The 15,687-nt window shown below is 64.3% G+C and carries 13 protein-coding genes; 10 read left to right on the top strand and 3 right to left on the bottom strand.

Translation table 11 applies throughout. The features are described 5' to 3' along the window. Positions 1 to 164 precede the first annotated feature (164 nt). A complete protein-coding gene (locus FHW69_RS04420) occupies positions 165 to 1,361 on the top strand; it encodes a fatty acid desaturase (RefSeq protein ID WP_183421781.1) in 1,197 nt (398 codons plus the stop codon). 182 nt (positions 1,362 to 1,543) lie between these two features. On the opposite strand, the gene rpmG is transcribed toward FHW69_RS04420, so the two are convergent. Together rpmG and rpmB are read right to left on the bottom strand one after the other, a co-directional pair. Next, positions 1,544 to 1,708: a 50S ribosomal protein L33 gene (gene rpmG / locus FHW69_RS04415; protein WP_183421780.1), complete on the bottom strand. Its 165-nt coding sequence runs from the start codon at positions 1,706 to 1,708 to the stop codon at positions 1,544 to 1,546. A gap of 12 nt (positions 1,709 to 1,720) precedes the next feature. After that, positions 1,721 to 1,957, bottom strand: coding sequence for a 50S ribosomal protein L28 (rpmB, locus tag FHW69_RS04410; protein WP_183421779.1), 237 nt, complete (start codon positions 1,955 to 1,957; stop codon positions 1,721 to 1,723). Positions 1,958 to 2,256: 299 nt separating this feature from the next. Between rpmB and secB the strand changes: the two genes are divergently transcribed. The 3 genes from secB to FHW69_RS04395 all read left to right on the top strand — a co-directional run bounded on the left by secB (position 2,257) and on the right by FHW69_RS04395 (position 6,957). Continuing rightward, entirely contained in the window at positions 2,257 to 2,754 is a 498-nt protein-coding gene (secB, locus tag FHW69_RS04405) for a protein-export chaperone SecB (protein ID WP_183421778.1), read from the top strand. 3 nt (positions 2,755 to 2,757) lie between these two features. Beyond that, positions 2,758 to 3,795, top strand: coding sequence for an NAD(P)H-dependent glycerol-3-phosphate dehydrogenase (locus FHW69_RS04400; protein ID WP_183421777.1), 1,038 nt, complete (start codon positions 2,758 to 2,760; stop codon positions 3,793 to 3,795). Between the two features lie 141 nt (positions 3,796 to 3,936). After that, positions 3,937 to 6,957 (top strand): DEAD/DEAH box helicase, encoded by a 3,021-nt coding sequence (locus FHW69_RS04395; protein ID WP_183421776.1) that lies wholly within the window; start codon positions 3,937 to 3,939, stop codon positions 6,955 to 6,957. A 63-nt stretch (positions 6,958 to 7,020) separates the two neighbouring features. On the opposite strand, the gene glk is transcribed toward FHW69_RS04395, so the two are convergent. Then, a complete protein-coding gene (gene glk, locus FHW69_RS04390) occupies positions 7,021 to 8,052 on the bottom strand; it encodes a glucokinase (RefSeq protein ID WP_183421775.1) in 1,032 nt (343 codons plus the stop codon). Between the two features lie 263 nt (positions 8,053 to 8,315). Here glk and ugpC point away from each other — a divergent pair, with 263 nt between their 5' ends. The 6 genes from ugpC to FHW69_RS04360 all read left to right on the top strand — a co-directional run bounded on the left by ugpC (position 8,316) and on the right by FHW69_RS04360 (position 15,673). Continuing rightward, positions 8,316 to 9,407, top strand: a complete 1,092-nt coding sequence (gene ugpC, locus FHW69_RS04385; protein ID WP_183421774.1) for a sn-glycerol-3-phosphate ABC transporter ATP-binding protein UgpC — start codon at positions 8,316 to 8,318, stop codon at positions 9,405 to 9,407. Between the two features lie 179 nt (positions 9,408 to 9,586). Continuing rightward, positions 9,587 to 11,917 carry a TonB-dependent hemoglobin/transferrin/lactoferrin family receptor gene (locus FHW69_RS04380; protein WP_183421773.1) on the top strand — a complete coding sequence of 777 codons (2,331 nt, stop codon included), beginning with the start codon at positions 9,587 to 9,589 and terminating at the stop codon, positions 11,915 to 11,917. 12 nt (positions 11,918 to 11,929) lie between these two features. Continuing rightward, positions 11,930 to 13,003: a ChuX/HutX family heme-like substrate-binding protein gene (locus FHW69_RS04375; RefSeq protein ID WP_183421772.1), complete on the top strand. Its 1,074-nt coding sequence runs from the start codon at positions 11,930 to 11,932 to the stop codon at positions 13,001 to 13,003. Continuing rightward, the gene (locus FHW69_RS04370; protein WP_183421771.1) at positions 13,000 to 13,836 is read left to right on the top strand and encodes a hemin ABC transporter substrate-binding protein; all 837 of its coding nucleotides are present in this window, start codon (positions 13,000 to 13,002) and stop codon (positions 13,834 to 13,836) included. The genes FHW69_RS04375 and FHW69_RS04370 overlap by 4 nt, the downstream gene beginning before the upstream one ends. Next, positions 13,833 to 14,882: an iron ABC transporter permease gene (locus FHW69_RS04365; RefSeq protein ID WP_255494503.1), complete on the top strand. Its 1,050-nt coding sequence runs from the start codon at positions 13,833 to 13,835 to the stop codon at positions 14,880 to 14,882. The genes FHW69_RS04370 and FHW69_RS04365 overlap by 4 nt, the downstream gene beginning before the upstream one ends. Next, positions 14,879 to 15,673 carry a heme ABC transporter ATP-binding protein gene (locus FHW69_RS04360; protein WP_183421770.1) on the top strand — a complete coding sequence of 265 codons (795 nt, stop codon included), beginning with the start codon at positions 14,879 to 14,881 and terminating at the stop codon, positions 15,671 to 15,673. Before FHW69_RS04365 ends, FHW69_RS04360 begins: the two co-directional genes overlap by 4 nt. The last annotated feature ends 14 nt before the right edge of the window (positions 15,674 to 15,687 follow it).

Below are 15,687 nucleotides of genomic sequence, written 5' to 3'. Positions count from 1 at the left end.
CTGAACGAGGTGGCATCGGGTCATGTGGCGATTGTCGCGGGCGCCCCCATTTCATACAACCGACCCCTTCACAAATAGGCCCGCCACCGTGCTGGTGGGTATGGAGTGGTACGGCTAGACTGACATTGCACGACTCCTTCACTTGCCGCGTGGTTATCGCCTACATGCTCGATTCCATTCTCGATTTCCTGGCCAATGGCCTTACCCGCGCAAGCTGGGTGGGGATGCTGGTCTATTTGCTCGTGGTGACGCAGCTCACGATCTTTACCGTGACGCTCTACTACCACCGTAGCCAGACCCATCGTGGCGTCGACTTTCACTGGACCCTCAACGGTTTCTTCCGTTTCTGGGGCTGGCTGACGACGGGCATGGTGGTGCGCGAGTGGGTGGCCATCCATCGCAAGCATCACGCCAAGGTGGAAACCGAGGAAGACCCGCACAGCCCGCAGATCTACGGCATCAAGAAGGTGTTCTGGGACGGCGTGTCGCTTTACCGTGAGGCCAGCTACAACAAGGCCGACATGGAGAAGTACGGCCGCGGCACCCCGGGCGACTGGATCGAGCGCAAGTTGCTCGGCGGTCATCCGTACTGGGGTCCGACCCTCATGGCCATCATTGATCTGTCCCTGTTCGGCGCCGCTGGCCTGGCGATCTGGGCTGTGCAGATGATCTGGATTCCGTTCTGGGCCGCAGGCTTCGTCAATGGCATCGGCCACTGGTGGGGCTACCGCAACTTCGAAAGCTCCGACACCGCGACGAACATCTCGCCGTGGGGCTTCTGGATTGGCGGCGAAGAATTGCACAACAACCATCACGCGTTCCCCAGCTCGGCGAAGTTTGCGCTGCGCAAGTGGGAGTTCGATATTGGCTGGGCAGTGATTTGCGGTTTGCGCGCCGTGGGTCTGGCCAAGGTGTTGCGTGTGGCTCCCACGCTCGACATTCGCCCCAATGTGCATCTTCCGGATGCCGAAACCCTCAAGGGTGTGCTGGCGCTGCGTTTCCAGGCCACCACGGACTACTACCGTGACGTGATCCTGCCGACGCTGCGCGAAGAAGTGGGTCACGCCGGCGAGAACATGAAGGCCGTGCCGCGTCGCATGCGTCGTGCGCTGGCTGATGGTGGCCGCTGGCTCGACAGCGAAGGTCGTGAGCGCCTGCAGGCCGTGATGGCCAAGCGCCCGACGCTGACCACCGTGTGCGAGTTCCGCGCCCGTCTGGTCGCCCTGATGGAGCAGCGTGGTGCCGACAACGCACTGAAGGCGCTTCAGCAGTGGATCGTGGAAGCCGAAGAAAGCGGCATCCGCTCGCTTCAGCAGTTCGCTCAGCGCCTGAAGGGTTATTCGGCGGTCGGCGCTGCATAAGCGGCTTCGCAAGTTATGGAGAAGCCCGCTTCGGCGGGCTTTTTTTTGGTCTTCGCGAAAGGCTCCGGTGGGCGCGCTGATCAAGCCGCGGAGCAACCGATCCGGGCGGAGCGCGGACCCCCAGGGCTGTCTCACCGATCACACAGGCAAAAAAAAACCCGCCTTGCGGCGGGTTTCTTCAATTACTTGATCTTTGCTTCTTTGTAGGGGACGTGCTTGCGGATGACGGGGTCATATTTCATGAACTCCATCTTTTCCGGCATGTTCTTCTTGTTCTTGTCCGTGGTGTAGAAGTGTCCCGTACCCGCGGTAGAAACCAGGCGATGCTTATCACGCTTACCAGCCATGTCTCATGCTCCTCAGATTTTCTCGCCACGGGCACGCAGGTCGGCGATCACAGCCTCGATGCCCTTCTTGTCAATCGTGCGCAGCGCGTGGTTGGAAACGCGCAGCTTGATCCAGCGGTTTTCGCTGGCGACCCAGAAGCGGCGCTCGTGCAGGTTCGGCAACCAGCGGCGACGGGTCTTGTTGTTTGCGTGCGACACGTTGTTACCGGTCTGCACACCCTTGTTGGTGACTTGGCATCTACGGGCCATGATGACCTCCGTAATTCGTTGGACCGCCCTTTGGCCAGGACGGCATCGGCCCAGCGGCGAAAAGGATCGCCACGCGATGGCTGGAGGGGGTAAAGCAGTCCTGTCCGTAAGGCCCGCATCGCGTGGCGGACTTGCCCGAAGAATCGGGTCGGCATAGGGAAGCCGGGCATTCTCTCAGAATTGCCCGTCCTGACGCAACCCGGGGCTGTGCGGGGCTGCGGGTTCTATGAAACAATCGACCCCTTTCGTGTATCCGTCTTTCATTCATCAAAAGCTTCCATTCCGAAGGGGTTAAGCGCATGGCAGAGATCAACGCAAACGGCCAGGCAGGCCAGCCGCAGCTCGTGCTGCAGAAGATCTACGTAAAGGACGCGTCGTTCGAGGCGCCCAACGCGCCTCAGATCTTCCAGGAAATGGGCGATAACGAGCAGCAGCCGCAGGTCCAGCTGAACCTCGGTCACAAGGCCACCGATATCGGCGGCGACATGTACGAAGTGGTGCTCAGCCTCACGCTGACCTGCAACCTCGGCGAGCGCACTGCATATCTGGCGGAAGTCCACCAGGCAGGCATCTTCGGCATCGCCGGCTTCAGCGATGAAGACCGCGACGGCATCCTCGGCAGCTACTGCCCGAACCTGCTGTTCCCGTACGGCCGCCAGATGGTGTCCTCGATGATCCAGGAAGGCGGTTTCCCCCCGTTCCTGCTTCAGCCGATCAACTTCGACGCCCTGTATGCCGAACAGCAGCGCACCCAGGCCGTTGGCGGCAGCGAAGAACCGCGCACGCTCAACAGCTGATCCATGACCACCGCCGCTCATCCCGTCGTCGCCGTTCTCGGCGCCGGCTCGTGGGGGACCGCGCTCGCCGCCTTGCTGGCACGTAACAACGTGCCAACGAGGCTGTGGGGGCGCGATGCCGCAGCGTTGGCCGCGATGGCAGAAACCGGCCGAAATGCCCGGTATTTGCCGGATCTGGACCTGCCGCCCGAGCTGACTTACGAGCCGGACCTGGCCAAGGCACTTCGCGGTGCCGGCGTGGTGCTCATCGTCGTTCCCAGTCACGCCTTCGCGTCCATGCTGGACGAGATTGCGCCCTTGCTGGACGAAGGTGCTTCCATCTCGTGGGCCACCAAGGGTTTCGAGACGGGCACGGGCCGCTTCCTGCACGAAGTGGTGCACGAGAAACTGCCGGGTCGCGCGGCCGCCGTGGTCACGGGGCCGTCGTTTGCGCGGGAAGTGGCAGCAGGACTGCCCAGTGCGGTGACCGTGCATTCGGACGAATCCGACTTCGCTCACCAGCTCGCCACCATGCTGCATGCGCCGAATTTCCGCGCTTACACGGGCAGCGACATCCTGGGAGCGGAGCTCGGTGGCGCAATGAAAAACGTGCTTGCGGTCGCCACGGGCGTGGCTGATGGCATGGAGCTTGGGCTTAATGCACGTGCGGGTCTCATCACGCGTGGAATGAACGAGATGCTGCGCCTCGGCGTGGCTCTCGGTGCCCGGGCGGAAACGTTGATGGGCCTGGCCGGTCTCGGTGATCTGGTCCTGACCTGCACGGGCGACCTGTCGCGAAACCGCCGCCTGGGCCTCGCCCTCGGTCGGGGCATTCCCATGGATCAGGCCGTCCGCGAGATCGGTCAGGTCGTGGAAAGCGTGGTTACGGCTGACGAGGTGGCCCGTCTGGCCGCCAAGCACCAGCTGGATCTGCCCATCGCCGCTGGCGTCCGCTCCGTGCTGCACGGAGACGTCACCCCGGTGGAGGGGCTGCGTACCCTCATGGCGCGTGAGCGCAAGCCTGAATATCCGGTCGATCTGTTCGGATCGTCCCGCTCCTGAGGCCTTCAGCGACGCCGGACGAGCTCCGGCGTCGCTGAACCTTTCCGTTCCGGAAGGGCCAAAACAGGAAATAGTCCTACAAGTCTTCGAGCTCGCCCCTGCTAAGCTTCCTGTTTTGGTCGCGCAGGCGGATCGAAACGGATGCACCAGCCGGACGACAAACGGAGTCGGTTTGATGCCTCGGCCGGACAGGCGGAATCTCTGCCTGCGGCCTGGCGAAAGGCATTGGAAGCGCCGACGGCTGCTCGCGTGGCCGACAGGGTGGTGCTGGGGTTCTTCCTGGAGGCGGTCAACGACGACCACGAGCCATCGGCTCACCTCGATGTAGCGCCCGTCCTGCTGACCGTCGCGGGCGAAGGCCGCTATACGCGACCGACGCCGCTGGACAGCAAGCATCTGCTCCAGTCCCTGCTGACCCCCATTGAACAGCGCCTCGCCGCCACGGTGCTGGGGCTGCCGCAGACCCTGCGCAAAAGCCGGACCTACGCCCGTTTTGCGGGAGCACTGGGCGACTCGCTGCTGACCGAAATTCTCGACACCGCGCCCTGCTTCTTTGGCGGAGTGGCCGGCCTGCATCTGTCGCACGGCAAGGCGCATGCGCTGAGCTGGCGCTGGAATCTGGAAAAGGACGGCAGCCAGAAGCTGGTGCCTGTGGTGCCGGCCAGTCAGCGCCTGCTTCGCGTGGGTGCTCTGTGGTTTCTGGACGCCGAACATGCCGAAGTCGGTCAGCTGGACGGCGCGCCGGAAGAAAGTGAGTGGCTGGACCTCCCCGCGCTACCGCCGGAAAACAGCGGCATCTTCCGCAGCACGCTGGCGCGCACGGCACTGTCCGAGCGCATGCCGGCGCCTCAGGTGTTCGAGGACATGCGCCGCGCTGAGCTTTCGCCGCGTCCGGTGTTGGTGCTGCACGCATTGACCCGTCACGCGCGCCTGGCGGCAGGCACGCCGCCACTGGCCTATGGGCGGCTGGCCTTCGATTACGCAGGCGAGCGCCTGCCCGGTCGCGGGGGCGAGCCGCTGGTGCGCCGCGTGCGCAACGGCACGCTGCATGAAATCACCCGCCGTCGCGCCGAAGAACTGGCGTCGATGGAGCATCTGGAATCCGCCGGCCTCAATCCCGCCGTGGATACCGAGGGCCTTCCCTGGGACATGGCCGATACGCTTCCCGACGATGCGTGGTTGTTTCCTGGCAAAGGCTATGCCGGTGCGCTGGAAGTGAACACGCCCGCCCGGTGGCTGGCACTGCGTCCGAAGCTGGAAGCGGACGGCTTTGTGCTGGAGTACGCGCCGAGTTTTCCGTTCGAAGTGCTGGAAGGTCCTGTTCACTGGTACGGACGCGCGGCGGAGGACGACAAGGATCAGGCGTTCGATCTGGAAATCGGCATCGAGGTCGAAGGGCAGCGGGTCAACCTTTTGCCCGCCGTGGCGCAGGCTTTGGCTGAGCACCAGCTCAGTCTCAGTCCCGCCCCCAACGAGGCGGAAGACTCCGTCTGGTATGCCCCGGTCGATGAGCGTCGCCGCGTACCCGTGCGCCTGAAAGAGCTTCGCGGCCTGCTGGCGCCGCTGGCCGAGTATCTGGAAAAGCCGCGTCAGCAACTGCATCTGCCGCGTGTACAGGCAGGCCGCCTGGAAGAACTCGCCCAGGCTCTGCCTTCGGGCGGTTCATTCGAAGCGCCCGAGCGGCTGCGTGGTTTCACCCGCCGCTTGCGCGAAGCGGCCGAGCGCGCCAGTGACGCGGTGCCCGCCGGCCTGCGCGCCGAATTGCGCCCGTATCAGCGCGACGGCCTTCGCTGGATGAATGCTCTGGCCGAAGCCGGCACGGGCGGTGTCCTGGCGGACGACATGGGCCTGGGCAAAACGCTCCAGCTCATCACGCATTTGCTGGCCCTGAAAGAAAGCGGTTCGCTCAATGCGCCTGCACTGGTCGTTGTGCCTACCAGCCTCGTACCCAACTGGGTTGCCGAAGTGGCGCGCTTTGCCCCGGACCTGCGCCTGCTGGCGCTGCATGGTCCGCAGCGCGCAGAAACCTTTGCGCGCATCGCCGAACACGACGTCATCCTCACCACGTACGCGTTGCTCCCGCGCGATGTGGAGGCACTGAAAAAGCAGCCGTTCTCGCTGGTCGTGCTGGACGAGGCGCAACAGGTGAAGAATCCGCGCACGCAGGCACGGCGCGCGCTGCTTGCGTTGCAGGCGCCGCGTTGCCTCTGCCTCACTGGCACACCGCTGGAAAATCATCTGGGCGAACTTTGGTCACAGGTCGATCTGGCCGTGCCCGGTTTGCTGGGCGACGAGGGTGCATTCCGCCGCCATTACCGCATTCCCATCGAGCGTCAGCAGGATGTGGAGTGCCAGGAGCGCCTCAACCGGCGCATCGCGCCGTTCATCCTTCGTCGCACGAAGGGGCAGGTGGCTTCGGAGCTCCCGGCAAAAACTGAAATTACCCGCCGTGTGGTCATGGAGCCGCGTCAGCGCGACCTCTACGAAAGCCTGCGGTTGTCCCTGGCTGAAGAATTGCGCGAGGTTATTGCCCAGCGCGGCATCGCGCACAGCGGCATCGTGGTGCTGGATGCACTGCTGAAGCTCCGTCAGGTCTGCTGTGATCCGCGCCTGGTGAAGCTTGAAGCGGCGCGCGGTGTGCGCGAGTCGGCGAAGTTCGAATTGCTGATGGACATGCTGCCCGCCCTGCTGGCCGAAGGCCGTCGCGTGCTGCTGTTCAGTCAGTTCACCGAAATGCTGAAGTTGATTGCCTCCGAACTGGATCGCCGTCGCCTGAGCTACGTGATGCTGACCGGCGAAACGCGTGATCGCGCCGAGCCGGTTGAGCGCTTCCAGAATGGCGACGTGCCGATGTTCCTGCTGTCGCTGAAAGCCGGTGGCGTGGGCCTCAACCTTACTGCCGCCGATACCGTGATCCACTACGACCCGTGGTGGAATCCGGCCGCAGAAGCGCAGGCCAGCGACCGCGCGCATCGCATCGGTCAGGACAAGCCGGTGTTTGTGTATCGCCTGATTACGGCGGGCACGGTCGAGGAGCGCATCGAAGAACTGAAAGCGCGCAAGGCGGAGCTTGCCGAAGCCGTGCTGGAAGGCGGCGGAAGCCGCGAAAAACTCAGCTTCGACGAAAACGATCTGGACGCCTTGCTGGCGCCTGCGCAATAAGCGATTCGTTCGTATGACCGAAGGATCGCGTCGCGATGGCGACGCGATCCTGAAAGATCCGGCTTAGCGCTTCAGCAGCGACCGACCCGATTCAACCACCGCCAGTGCAGCGCCGCCCACCAAGCCCGGTTCCGGATTCATGATGGCTTGCGTCGGCACTTTCTCCATCGTGTCGCGGAAGCGGCCCTTGGCTTCGAAGCGTTCACGGAAGTGACCGCGCTCCAGCCACGGCAGCAGGATGGGAATCATGCCGCCGGTGAGGTACACGCCGTCCCAGGCGCCAAGCGTCAGCACGAGGTCGCCTGCCACGCTGCCAAAGATACCCGCGAAGGTTTCAACGGCGCGCACGCACATGGCGCAGGACTCATCCTTCGCACGATCAGTCACATCTTCCGGCGTCAGCGTTTCCGCCTTCTGGCCGGCAATCTGGCAGATGGACTCATACAGGTTCACGAGGCCCTGACCGCAGATCAGGCGCTCATTCGAGACGCGGCCGTAGCGCAGGTTCAGGACTTTCAGAATCTCGATGTCTTCGGCGGTATGCGCCGCGAAGCCGGCATGGCCACCCTCGGTCTGCAACACGCTGACCTTGTCGCCACGGATCAGCAGGCCACCGACGCCCAGACCCGTGCCCGGGCCCACGACCACAAAGGTCTGTTCGTCCGTCGCGCCAATGCGCGGAACGGGCGGGGAGCCGACCTGGATGAGGTCCGTGCCGCCCTGGTCCTGACCCTTCAGCAGCATCACGGCCATGCTCTGGGCCGCGAAATCGTTGACCAGATGGACCCATTCCAGGTCCAGCTCAGCCGCCGTCTTCTTTGCCGAGATGGCCCACGGATTGTTGGTGACCTTGACCGTCTCACCGTCGTCGATACGACCTGCGGCCGCGATGATGGCGCGATCGGCGTTGTGGCCGGTTTCCTTGAAATACTCGCGCGCAGCGTGCGTCAGCGACTCGTAGTCCTTCACGCGATAGCGCTTCACAGTGTCGAGCAGAAGCGGCTGATCGAGGGACGGATCGGCGATGCCGAAGCGAACGTTGGTGCCGCCTAGATCGGCGAGCAGGGTCTTCGCCGAAGCGCTACCGTTAGCCATTATCAAGAACCTGTCATGTCACTGAGCCCGCAAGGGTGCCTCGCGCGGGGGCTGACGTCTAGTGACAGTTTCCGGTGGCGCATCTTTGCGGGTCCGAGGGCCGCTTCAAAGAACGATTGCTGGAGCCAGCACTTGGACGTAAACGATTACATCGGCAGAATACCGGATTGTCCCGGCAAAGGGCAGGTCTTCCATGGCCCGCCATCCACGGGTTGACGATTGATCAATGGCGTTGCGCAGCGCGCGCGTCCACGGAGAAGAAAATGGCTGGTGTTCGGCTCGACAAGGTACGCAAGGTTTACCCGAACGGGCACGTCGCCGTCGCCGAGGCCAGCTTCGAGATCGCCGATGGCGAACTGCTTGTGCTCGTCGGACCCTCCGGCTGTGGCAAGACCACATTGCTGCGCATGATCGCTGGCCTTGAATCCATCTCCGGTGGCGAACTGAGCATTGGTGACCGCGTGGTGAACGATGTGGCACCGAAGGATCGCGATATCGCGATGGTGTTCCAGAATTACGCGCTGTATCCGCACATGACGGTGCGTGAAAACCTCGGCTTCGGTCTTCGCCTGCGCGGTCAGCCCAAGGAAGAAATCGACCGTCGCGTGGCTGAAGCCTCCGAGATGCTGGGCCTCAACGAGCGCCTGACGTCGAAGCCGGCCGCGCTTTCTGGCGGCCAGCGTCAGCGCGTGGCGTTGGGACGCGCGATGGTGCGTGATCCGGCGGTGTTTCTGCTGGACGAACCGCTGTCGAACCTGGACGCCAAACTGCGTCTTTCCACGCGTGTGGAAATTGCGCGCATTCATCGCCGCGTCGGGGCCACGATGATCTACGTCACCCACGACCAGATCGAGGCGATGACACTCGGCCAGCGTATTGTCGTGTTGAATGGCGGCGTGATCCAGCAGCTGGATACGCCGATGAATCTGTACAACAAGCCGGCAAATCTGTTCGTTGCAGGTTTCCTTGGCAGCCCGGCGATGAACCTCTTCCGAGGTACGCTGCGTCGCGCCGACGGCCTGGTGCTGGAGATGGCCGAAGGCACCGTGAAGCTCGGCACGGAAGCGGACGCTCTGGCCGCATGGATCAACAAGCCGATCATTGCGGGCATTCGTCCGGAAGATCTTCTGCTCGCCGGTGCGGGCGACGTGGAAAGCCGCCTGCACGCGCATCTGGAAGTGGTCGAGCCGGTGGGCAACGAGATCTTCCTCAACATGCGTTATGCCGGTGGTGAACTGGTGTCGCGCGCGCCGCCGCATTCGGTGGTGCATCCGGGCACCGATGTGTCTTTGGGTTTCGCGCCGGAACGTCTGCATTTCTTCGATCCGGAAAGCACGCGTCGCATCGACGTGTAACAAGTGCGTCGCCGGGACGGTTGTAAATAGGAATGGTTCTCAATACCATGTGAGGGCGGCGTCCACGAAAGTGAAGACGCCTGTCCCCATCACCGGTCGCCAGCCCGGAGGCCAGACCTCCTTCGCAAGCCCCGATGCGCGCCATATGAGCGCGCGCCTGAAAATGCGAAGGAAGTACCGTGTTCCAGAAAACCTCTCTCGCCGCGCTCATCTGCGCGGCGCTCGGATGCGCCGTATCCGCGCACGCGGCCGATGTTGCCGTTGCTTCCGCGCCTGCCGCGCCGTCCACTGACGACACCCAGCAGCTCCCGCGCGTCACCGTTACCGCCATTGGTTCGGCCTTCCGCTTCGATGTGCCGGCCACCGTGTCGGTCATCGACCGGGAGACGATGGATCGCCATCTGGTTACCGACATTCGTGATCTGGTGCGCTATGAGCCCGGCGTATCTGCCGTGGGTACGGCAGGGCGCTGGGGTCTCGATGGCTTCAGCATCCGTGGCCTGGACGGCAATCGCGTCAATATTCAGACCGACGGCGTGTCGGCGGCGAACTCCTTTGGCTTCTCCACCACCGGCATGCGCGCCGGTCGCGACTTCGTGGATCTGGACTCGGTAAAGAGTGTGGAAATCGTGCGCGGCCCGGCCTCCGCACTGGACCCGTCCGACGCACTTGCAGGCACCGTGCGCTATGTGACGCGCGATCCCATCGACTATCTGCACGACGGTCGCGACACCTATGTGTCGGTGAAAGAGCAGTACAACAGCGCCGACCGCGGGCTCGGCACGTCGCTGACGCTGGCCGGTGGCGACAAGACCAACGGTGTGGTGTTCGTGGCCAATCATCGCGAAGCCAACGCGCTGAACAACAAGGGTGATGTCGACACCACCAATTATCTGCGCACGCGTCCGGACCCGATGACGTCTACCACCAACAGCGTGCTCGGCAAGTACGTGCACACCGCGGCATCCGGTCGCGAAGACCGCTTCACCGTCGACCTTTTTCGCAACGAGAACAACACGCACATCTACAGCGCGATGAACCAGGCGGGCGGTACCACCAGGCTGCTTGATGACCGTGCGCAAGACCGTGCCTCGCGCATTCGCGCGTCGTTCGAACAACGCTACAAGAATCTGGACACCGCGCTCGCCGACCGCATCGAGTGGAACGTGTACTGGCAGAAGACGGAAACCGAGTCGCAGACGCGCACGCTGGCCTATGTGCCGTCGCGGGCCGCAACTTACGACCGCCTGTATCTGAGCAATCTTGACGAGCGCCTTTTCGGCGGCAAGCTCAGTGTCTTCAAGTCACTGACCGGCGGATCTGTCGAGCACACCATCGCCTACGGCGTGGAAGTGTCACGCACCACGCCCACGGGTCAGCTTGGCGGTGAAGGACGCAACATTGCTACCGGCATGGTGTCCAGCAGTACGCCGTACATGCCCGAAAATTATCCGCTGAACTTCTTCCCCAGGAATGACACCGATCGCTACGCGATCTTCGCGCAGGACGAGATGGCGTTCATGGATGGACGTCTTCGCGTGACGCCGGGCGTTCGCATGGACCGCTATACGTTCAAGCCCGACGCCAACGATCCGTACTACAACAATTCGTTCGCGCAGAGCGGTCTGGGTGACGTCCGGCACAGCCGCATCTCGCCGAAGCTCGGTGTCGAATATGCGGTTACTGATGGCCTGAGCGCTTACGCTCAGTATTCGCAGGGCTTCCGTCCGCCGCTGTACAGCGAGCTGGCCGTGGCCTGGGGTACGCCGCGTGCGTACGGCATCGTTCCCAATCCGCAGTTGAAGCCGGAAACCAGCCGCGGCGTCGAACTTGGCCTGCGCGGCACGGGTGACATCGGCTACTTCACGGCCAATGTCTACTACACGCGCTACAAGGACTTCATCTACGGCGGTTACACCCTGGACCGTTCGCAGTGGCCGCAGTGGGCCATCCAGCAGAACCTGTTCATCGTCATGCAGGCCGTGAATTTTCCGAAGGTCACCATCAAGGGCGCCGAGGCGACCGGTGGTCTGAACCTCGGCTCGCTGAACGACTCGCTTGCCGGCTGGAAGCTGGAAGGCAGCCTCAGCACGTCGAAGGGCGACAAGCAGGTCTACGGCACCGCCGGCTGGTCGCCGCTGAACAGCGTGGACCCGGGCTCGGCCGTGCTGGGCATTTCATATGACGCCAGGAACTGGGGCGTGGAGCTGATCGGCAAGGGCGTCCGGCGCAAAGATCGCCTGGATAACCCGACCGCATTCTCCGCACCGGGCTACGCGACGCTGGACTTCTACGCGCACTGGACGCCGCTGCCTGCACTGGAGCTTTCTGCCGGCGTCAGCAACATCGCTGATCGCCGCTACTGGGATTGGGGCAGCCTGCACGGCGGTGTGCTCGCCAATGTCGCCACGGGCGGCGGTGTGGACGACGTGCAGCAGGCGTCCGCACAGATTCAACGCCTGACCATGCCGGGACGCTCTGTCAGCGTATCGGCCCGCTACAGCTTCTGAGGAGACGAAGCCATGCTTGAGAATACGAATTCCCAGCCGACCCCCGTTGATATCCCCGCCCTCCGGATGGGTTGGAAGCAGTTGCGCGAGGACGAGCCCATGCTGCGCGCACGCGACGTGGCCACGCGCCTGGGCGTGAGCGAGGCTGAGTTGGTGGCAAGTCGCTGTGGCGATGGCGTGATTCGCCTGGATGGCGAATTTGCCGACCTTCTGCGCGAGCTTCCCACGCTGGGTCGCGTGATGGCGCTGACCCGCAACGACTACTGCGTGCACGAAAAGAAAGGGCGCTACGAGAACATCGACATCACCGGCCCGATGGGCATCGTGCTGGCCCACGACATCGACCTGCGCCTGTTCATGCGCCACTGGCATTTCGGATTCGCGGTGCGCGAAACATCGCGTGGCCGCGAATTGGAAAGCCTGCAGTTCTTCGATGGCGACGGTCGCGCCGTGCACAAGATCTACCTCACGGACGACACGGATCGTTCCGGCTGGCGTGCGCTGGTGCATCGTTTCACCGCCGCCGTGCAGTCGCCGTTGATCGACCTGAAAGAAGTAGCCGATCCGTTGCCCGCCGCGCTGGCCGATGACGCCATTGATGTGGAATCGCTGCGCGCGGGCTGGCGTGCGCTGCGCGATCCGCACGATTTCTTTGCACTGCTCAAGCGTCACAAGACCACCCGCATGCAGGCGGTGCGTCTGGTTGGCACCGAGTTTGCCGAACGCGTGAGCAACGCGGCGATGCGCACGATGTTGGAAAACGCCGCAGCGAAAGAAGTACCGCTGATGATCTTCGTCGGCTCGCCGGGCGTGGTGCAGATTCATACCGGGCTGGTAGTGAACATCAAGGTCGCAGGTCCGTGGCTGAATGTGCTGGACCCGGGTTTCAATCTGCATCTTCGCGAAGAGCTGATCGTTGAATCGTGGGTCGTGCGCAAGCCTGTGCCCGAGGGCGTGGTGACATCGCTGGAGCTCTACGCCGGGGACGGCACGCAGATCGTCCAGGTGTTCGGCAAGCGCAAGCCCGGCATCCCGGAGCGTGATGACTGGCGTGCACTGCTCGCTGATCTGGAGCGTGCACCGTGAAGCGCCTGGTCCTTGCTCTCGCCCTGATGGCCGCAACGGCCAGCGCCACCGCCGCGACACGTTTCGTGTCGCTGGGCGGCGACATCACGGAAACCGTGTACGCGCTGCACGCCGAGGACGGCCTGCTGGCGGTCGACACCACCAGCCAGTACCCGGCAGCGGCAACCAGACTGCCTTCGGTAGGTTACGTGCGTCAGTTGAGTGCCGAAGGTGTGCTCGCGCTGCATCCGGAGCTGATTCTGGCCACGCACGACGCGGGCCCGGCCACGGCCATCGCACAGTTGCACGATGCCGGCGTCCGCATGGAAACCATGCCCGCGTCGCGTACGGCGGCTGATGTGTCGGCGAAGATCCGCCAGATCGGCAAGGCACTCGGTCGCGAGAAGGATGCCGAGACCCTTGCCAGCGACGTGGACGCCCGCTTTGCCGCGCTGGCCAGATCCGTGGCCGCCATGCCGACGCATCCGCGTGCCGTGTTCCTGATGTCCACCGGCACCGGGAGCCCGATGGCGGCTGGTCGTGAAACGGCGGCGGATCGTGCACTGGCACTGGCTGGCGGCCGCAACGCGGTAGACAGCTTCCCGGGCTACAAGGCCATTTCGGCGGAAGCGCTGGTGGCGCTGGCACCTGACGTGATCGTGCTGATGCGCGAGAGCGAGAAGGCCGTGGGCGGTGTGGATGGCGTGCTGGCCATGCCCGGTGTCGCGCAGACGCCTGCGGGCCGTGCGCGTCGCATCGAGTTCGTGGATGGGCAGGCACTGCTTGGCTTCGGCCCGCGCATGGCCACCACCGCGCAGGCGCTGCAATCGACCTGGGCTTCCTTCAAGCCATGAACGCGATCCCGCTGCCCGGCGTGATGCGACGGAGTGGGCGCCGGTGGAGTTTGCCGGCGCTCTGGCTGTTGCTGTTGGGCGCTGCGCTGTGGAGCCTCACCACGGGCGCGATGGACGTGCCGGCCAGCGAGGTGGCGGGCGCCATCGGCCGCTGGCTGACGGGGCACGAAGCGGTGGGAGATGACCACGTGGTGCTGATGCTGCGACTGCCGCGCCTGCTGCTTGGGGTGCTGGTTGGCTCGGCACTCGCCACCAGTGGCGCCACCATGCAGGGATTGTTTCGCAATCCGCTCGCCGATCCGGGATTGATCGGTGTTTCAGCAGGCGCCGCGCTGGGCGCGGTGGCAGCCATCGTGCTGGGAGGTTCGGGTCACACGGCTGCCAGCGCATTGAGCATCGCCGCGTCGGCGTTTGTGGGTGGCCTGCTCACCACGGGCATCGTTTACGGCATCGGCCGTCGACGTCCGGGCGTGGCCAATCTGCTGCTGGCTGGCGTGGCGATCAACGCCATCGCCATGGCGGGAGTGGGCTTGCTGACCTTCCTCGCGAACGAAAACCAGCTGCGTGACCTGACGTTCTGGTCGCTGGGCAGTCTGGGTGGCGCCGACTGGAAGCGTCTGGGAGTAGTCGCGCCGTGGATCATCATTCCGCTGGTTCTGCTTCCGCGCGTGGCTCGCGCGCTCAATGCTCTGCTGCTGGGCGAAAACGAAGCGTCGCTACTTGGCTTCCGCCCGGATCGACTGCAACCGATGCTCATCTCGCTGGTGGCGCTCGCGGTGGGCGCATCGGTCGCCACGACCGGTGTGGTCGGGTTCGTCGGCCTCGTCGTGCCGCATCTGCTGCGCATGATCTGGGGTCCGGATCATCGTCTGCTGCTTCCCGCCTCGGCAGTGGCTGGCGCCACCCTGCTCGTCGCTGCCGACACGCTGGCACGCACCATCGTGGCGCCTGCGGAGCTGCCTATCGGGGTGCTCACGGCCATCGTGGGCGGCCCGTTCTTCCTGTGGCTGCTGTTGCGCAGCCGGGTCGGGGAGGGCGTGCGATGAGCGCAACGTTCCTGCCGAAGGGCAGTCTGGTCTGCCACAGCGTGGACGTGGTGCGTGGCACGAAGCACGTGATCGCCGACGCCAGCCTCGTTGCACAGCCGGGGAGGGTACTGGTGCTGGTCGGCCCCAATGGCGCGGGCAAGAGCACGCTGCTGAGTGCGATGGCGGGGCTGCTTCCGCTTGCAGCGGGGCAAGTGTCACTGGATGGCGTGGCGTTGACCGCCCTGCCGCCGCAGGCGCTGGCACGCCGTCGCGCCATGCTGTCGCAGCGCGTGCAGCTCACCTTCGGCTTCTCGGTCGACGAAGTGGTGGCGCTCGGGCGCAGCCCGCATCCGCAAGACGCCAGGCGTGATCCGGAGATCGTGGATGCGGCCCTTCGCGCCGCTCATGCGTGGGCGTTCCGGGGCCGGAACTTCCTTGAGCTTTCCGGCGGCGAGCAGCAGCGTGTGCAACTGGCGCGCGTGCTGGCGCAGATATGGGACGCCGCTGCCGATGGCGCGTGGCTGTTGCTGGACGAGCCGGAAGCCGGGCTGGATATCGCCCATCAGCATTTCATCCTGCGACGTGCCCGCGAACTGGCCGCCACGGGTTTCGGCGTGATCGCCGTCCTGCATGACCTGGACCTCGCCGCCCGCTACGCCGACGACATCGCCGTGGTGGCCGGGGGCCGCATCGTCCGGCATGGCACCCCGGAGCAGGCACTGGACGCGCCCATGCTGTCGGAGGTCTACGGTATTGCTCTGGAGCGGCAGACATACAGCGCAGGCGGCTGGGCCATCGTGCCCCGCTGACCTGCGACGCCCTG

Source organism: Luteibacter sp. Sphag1AF, from assembly GCF_014192715.1.
Lineage (GTDB): Bacteria > Pseudomonadota > Gammaproteobacteria > Xanthomonadales > Rhodanobacteraceae > Luteibacter.
The sequence above is the reverse complement of the archived record's forward strand: the minus strand, read 5'-3'. Positions and strand labels throughout refer to the sequence as shown.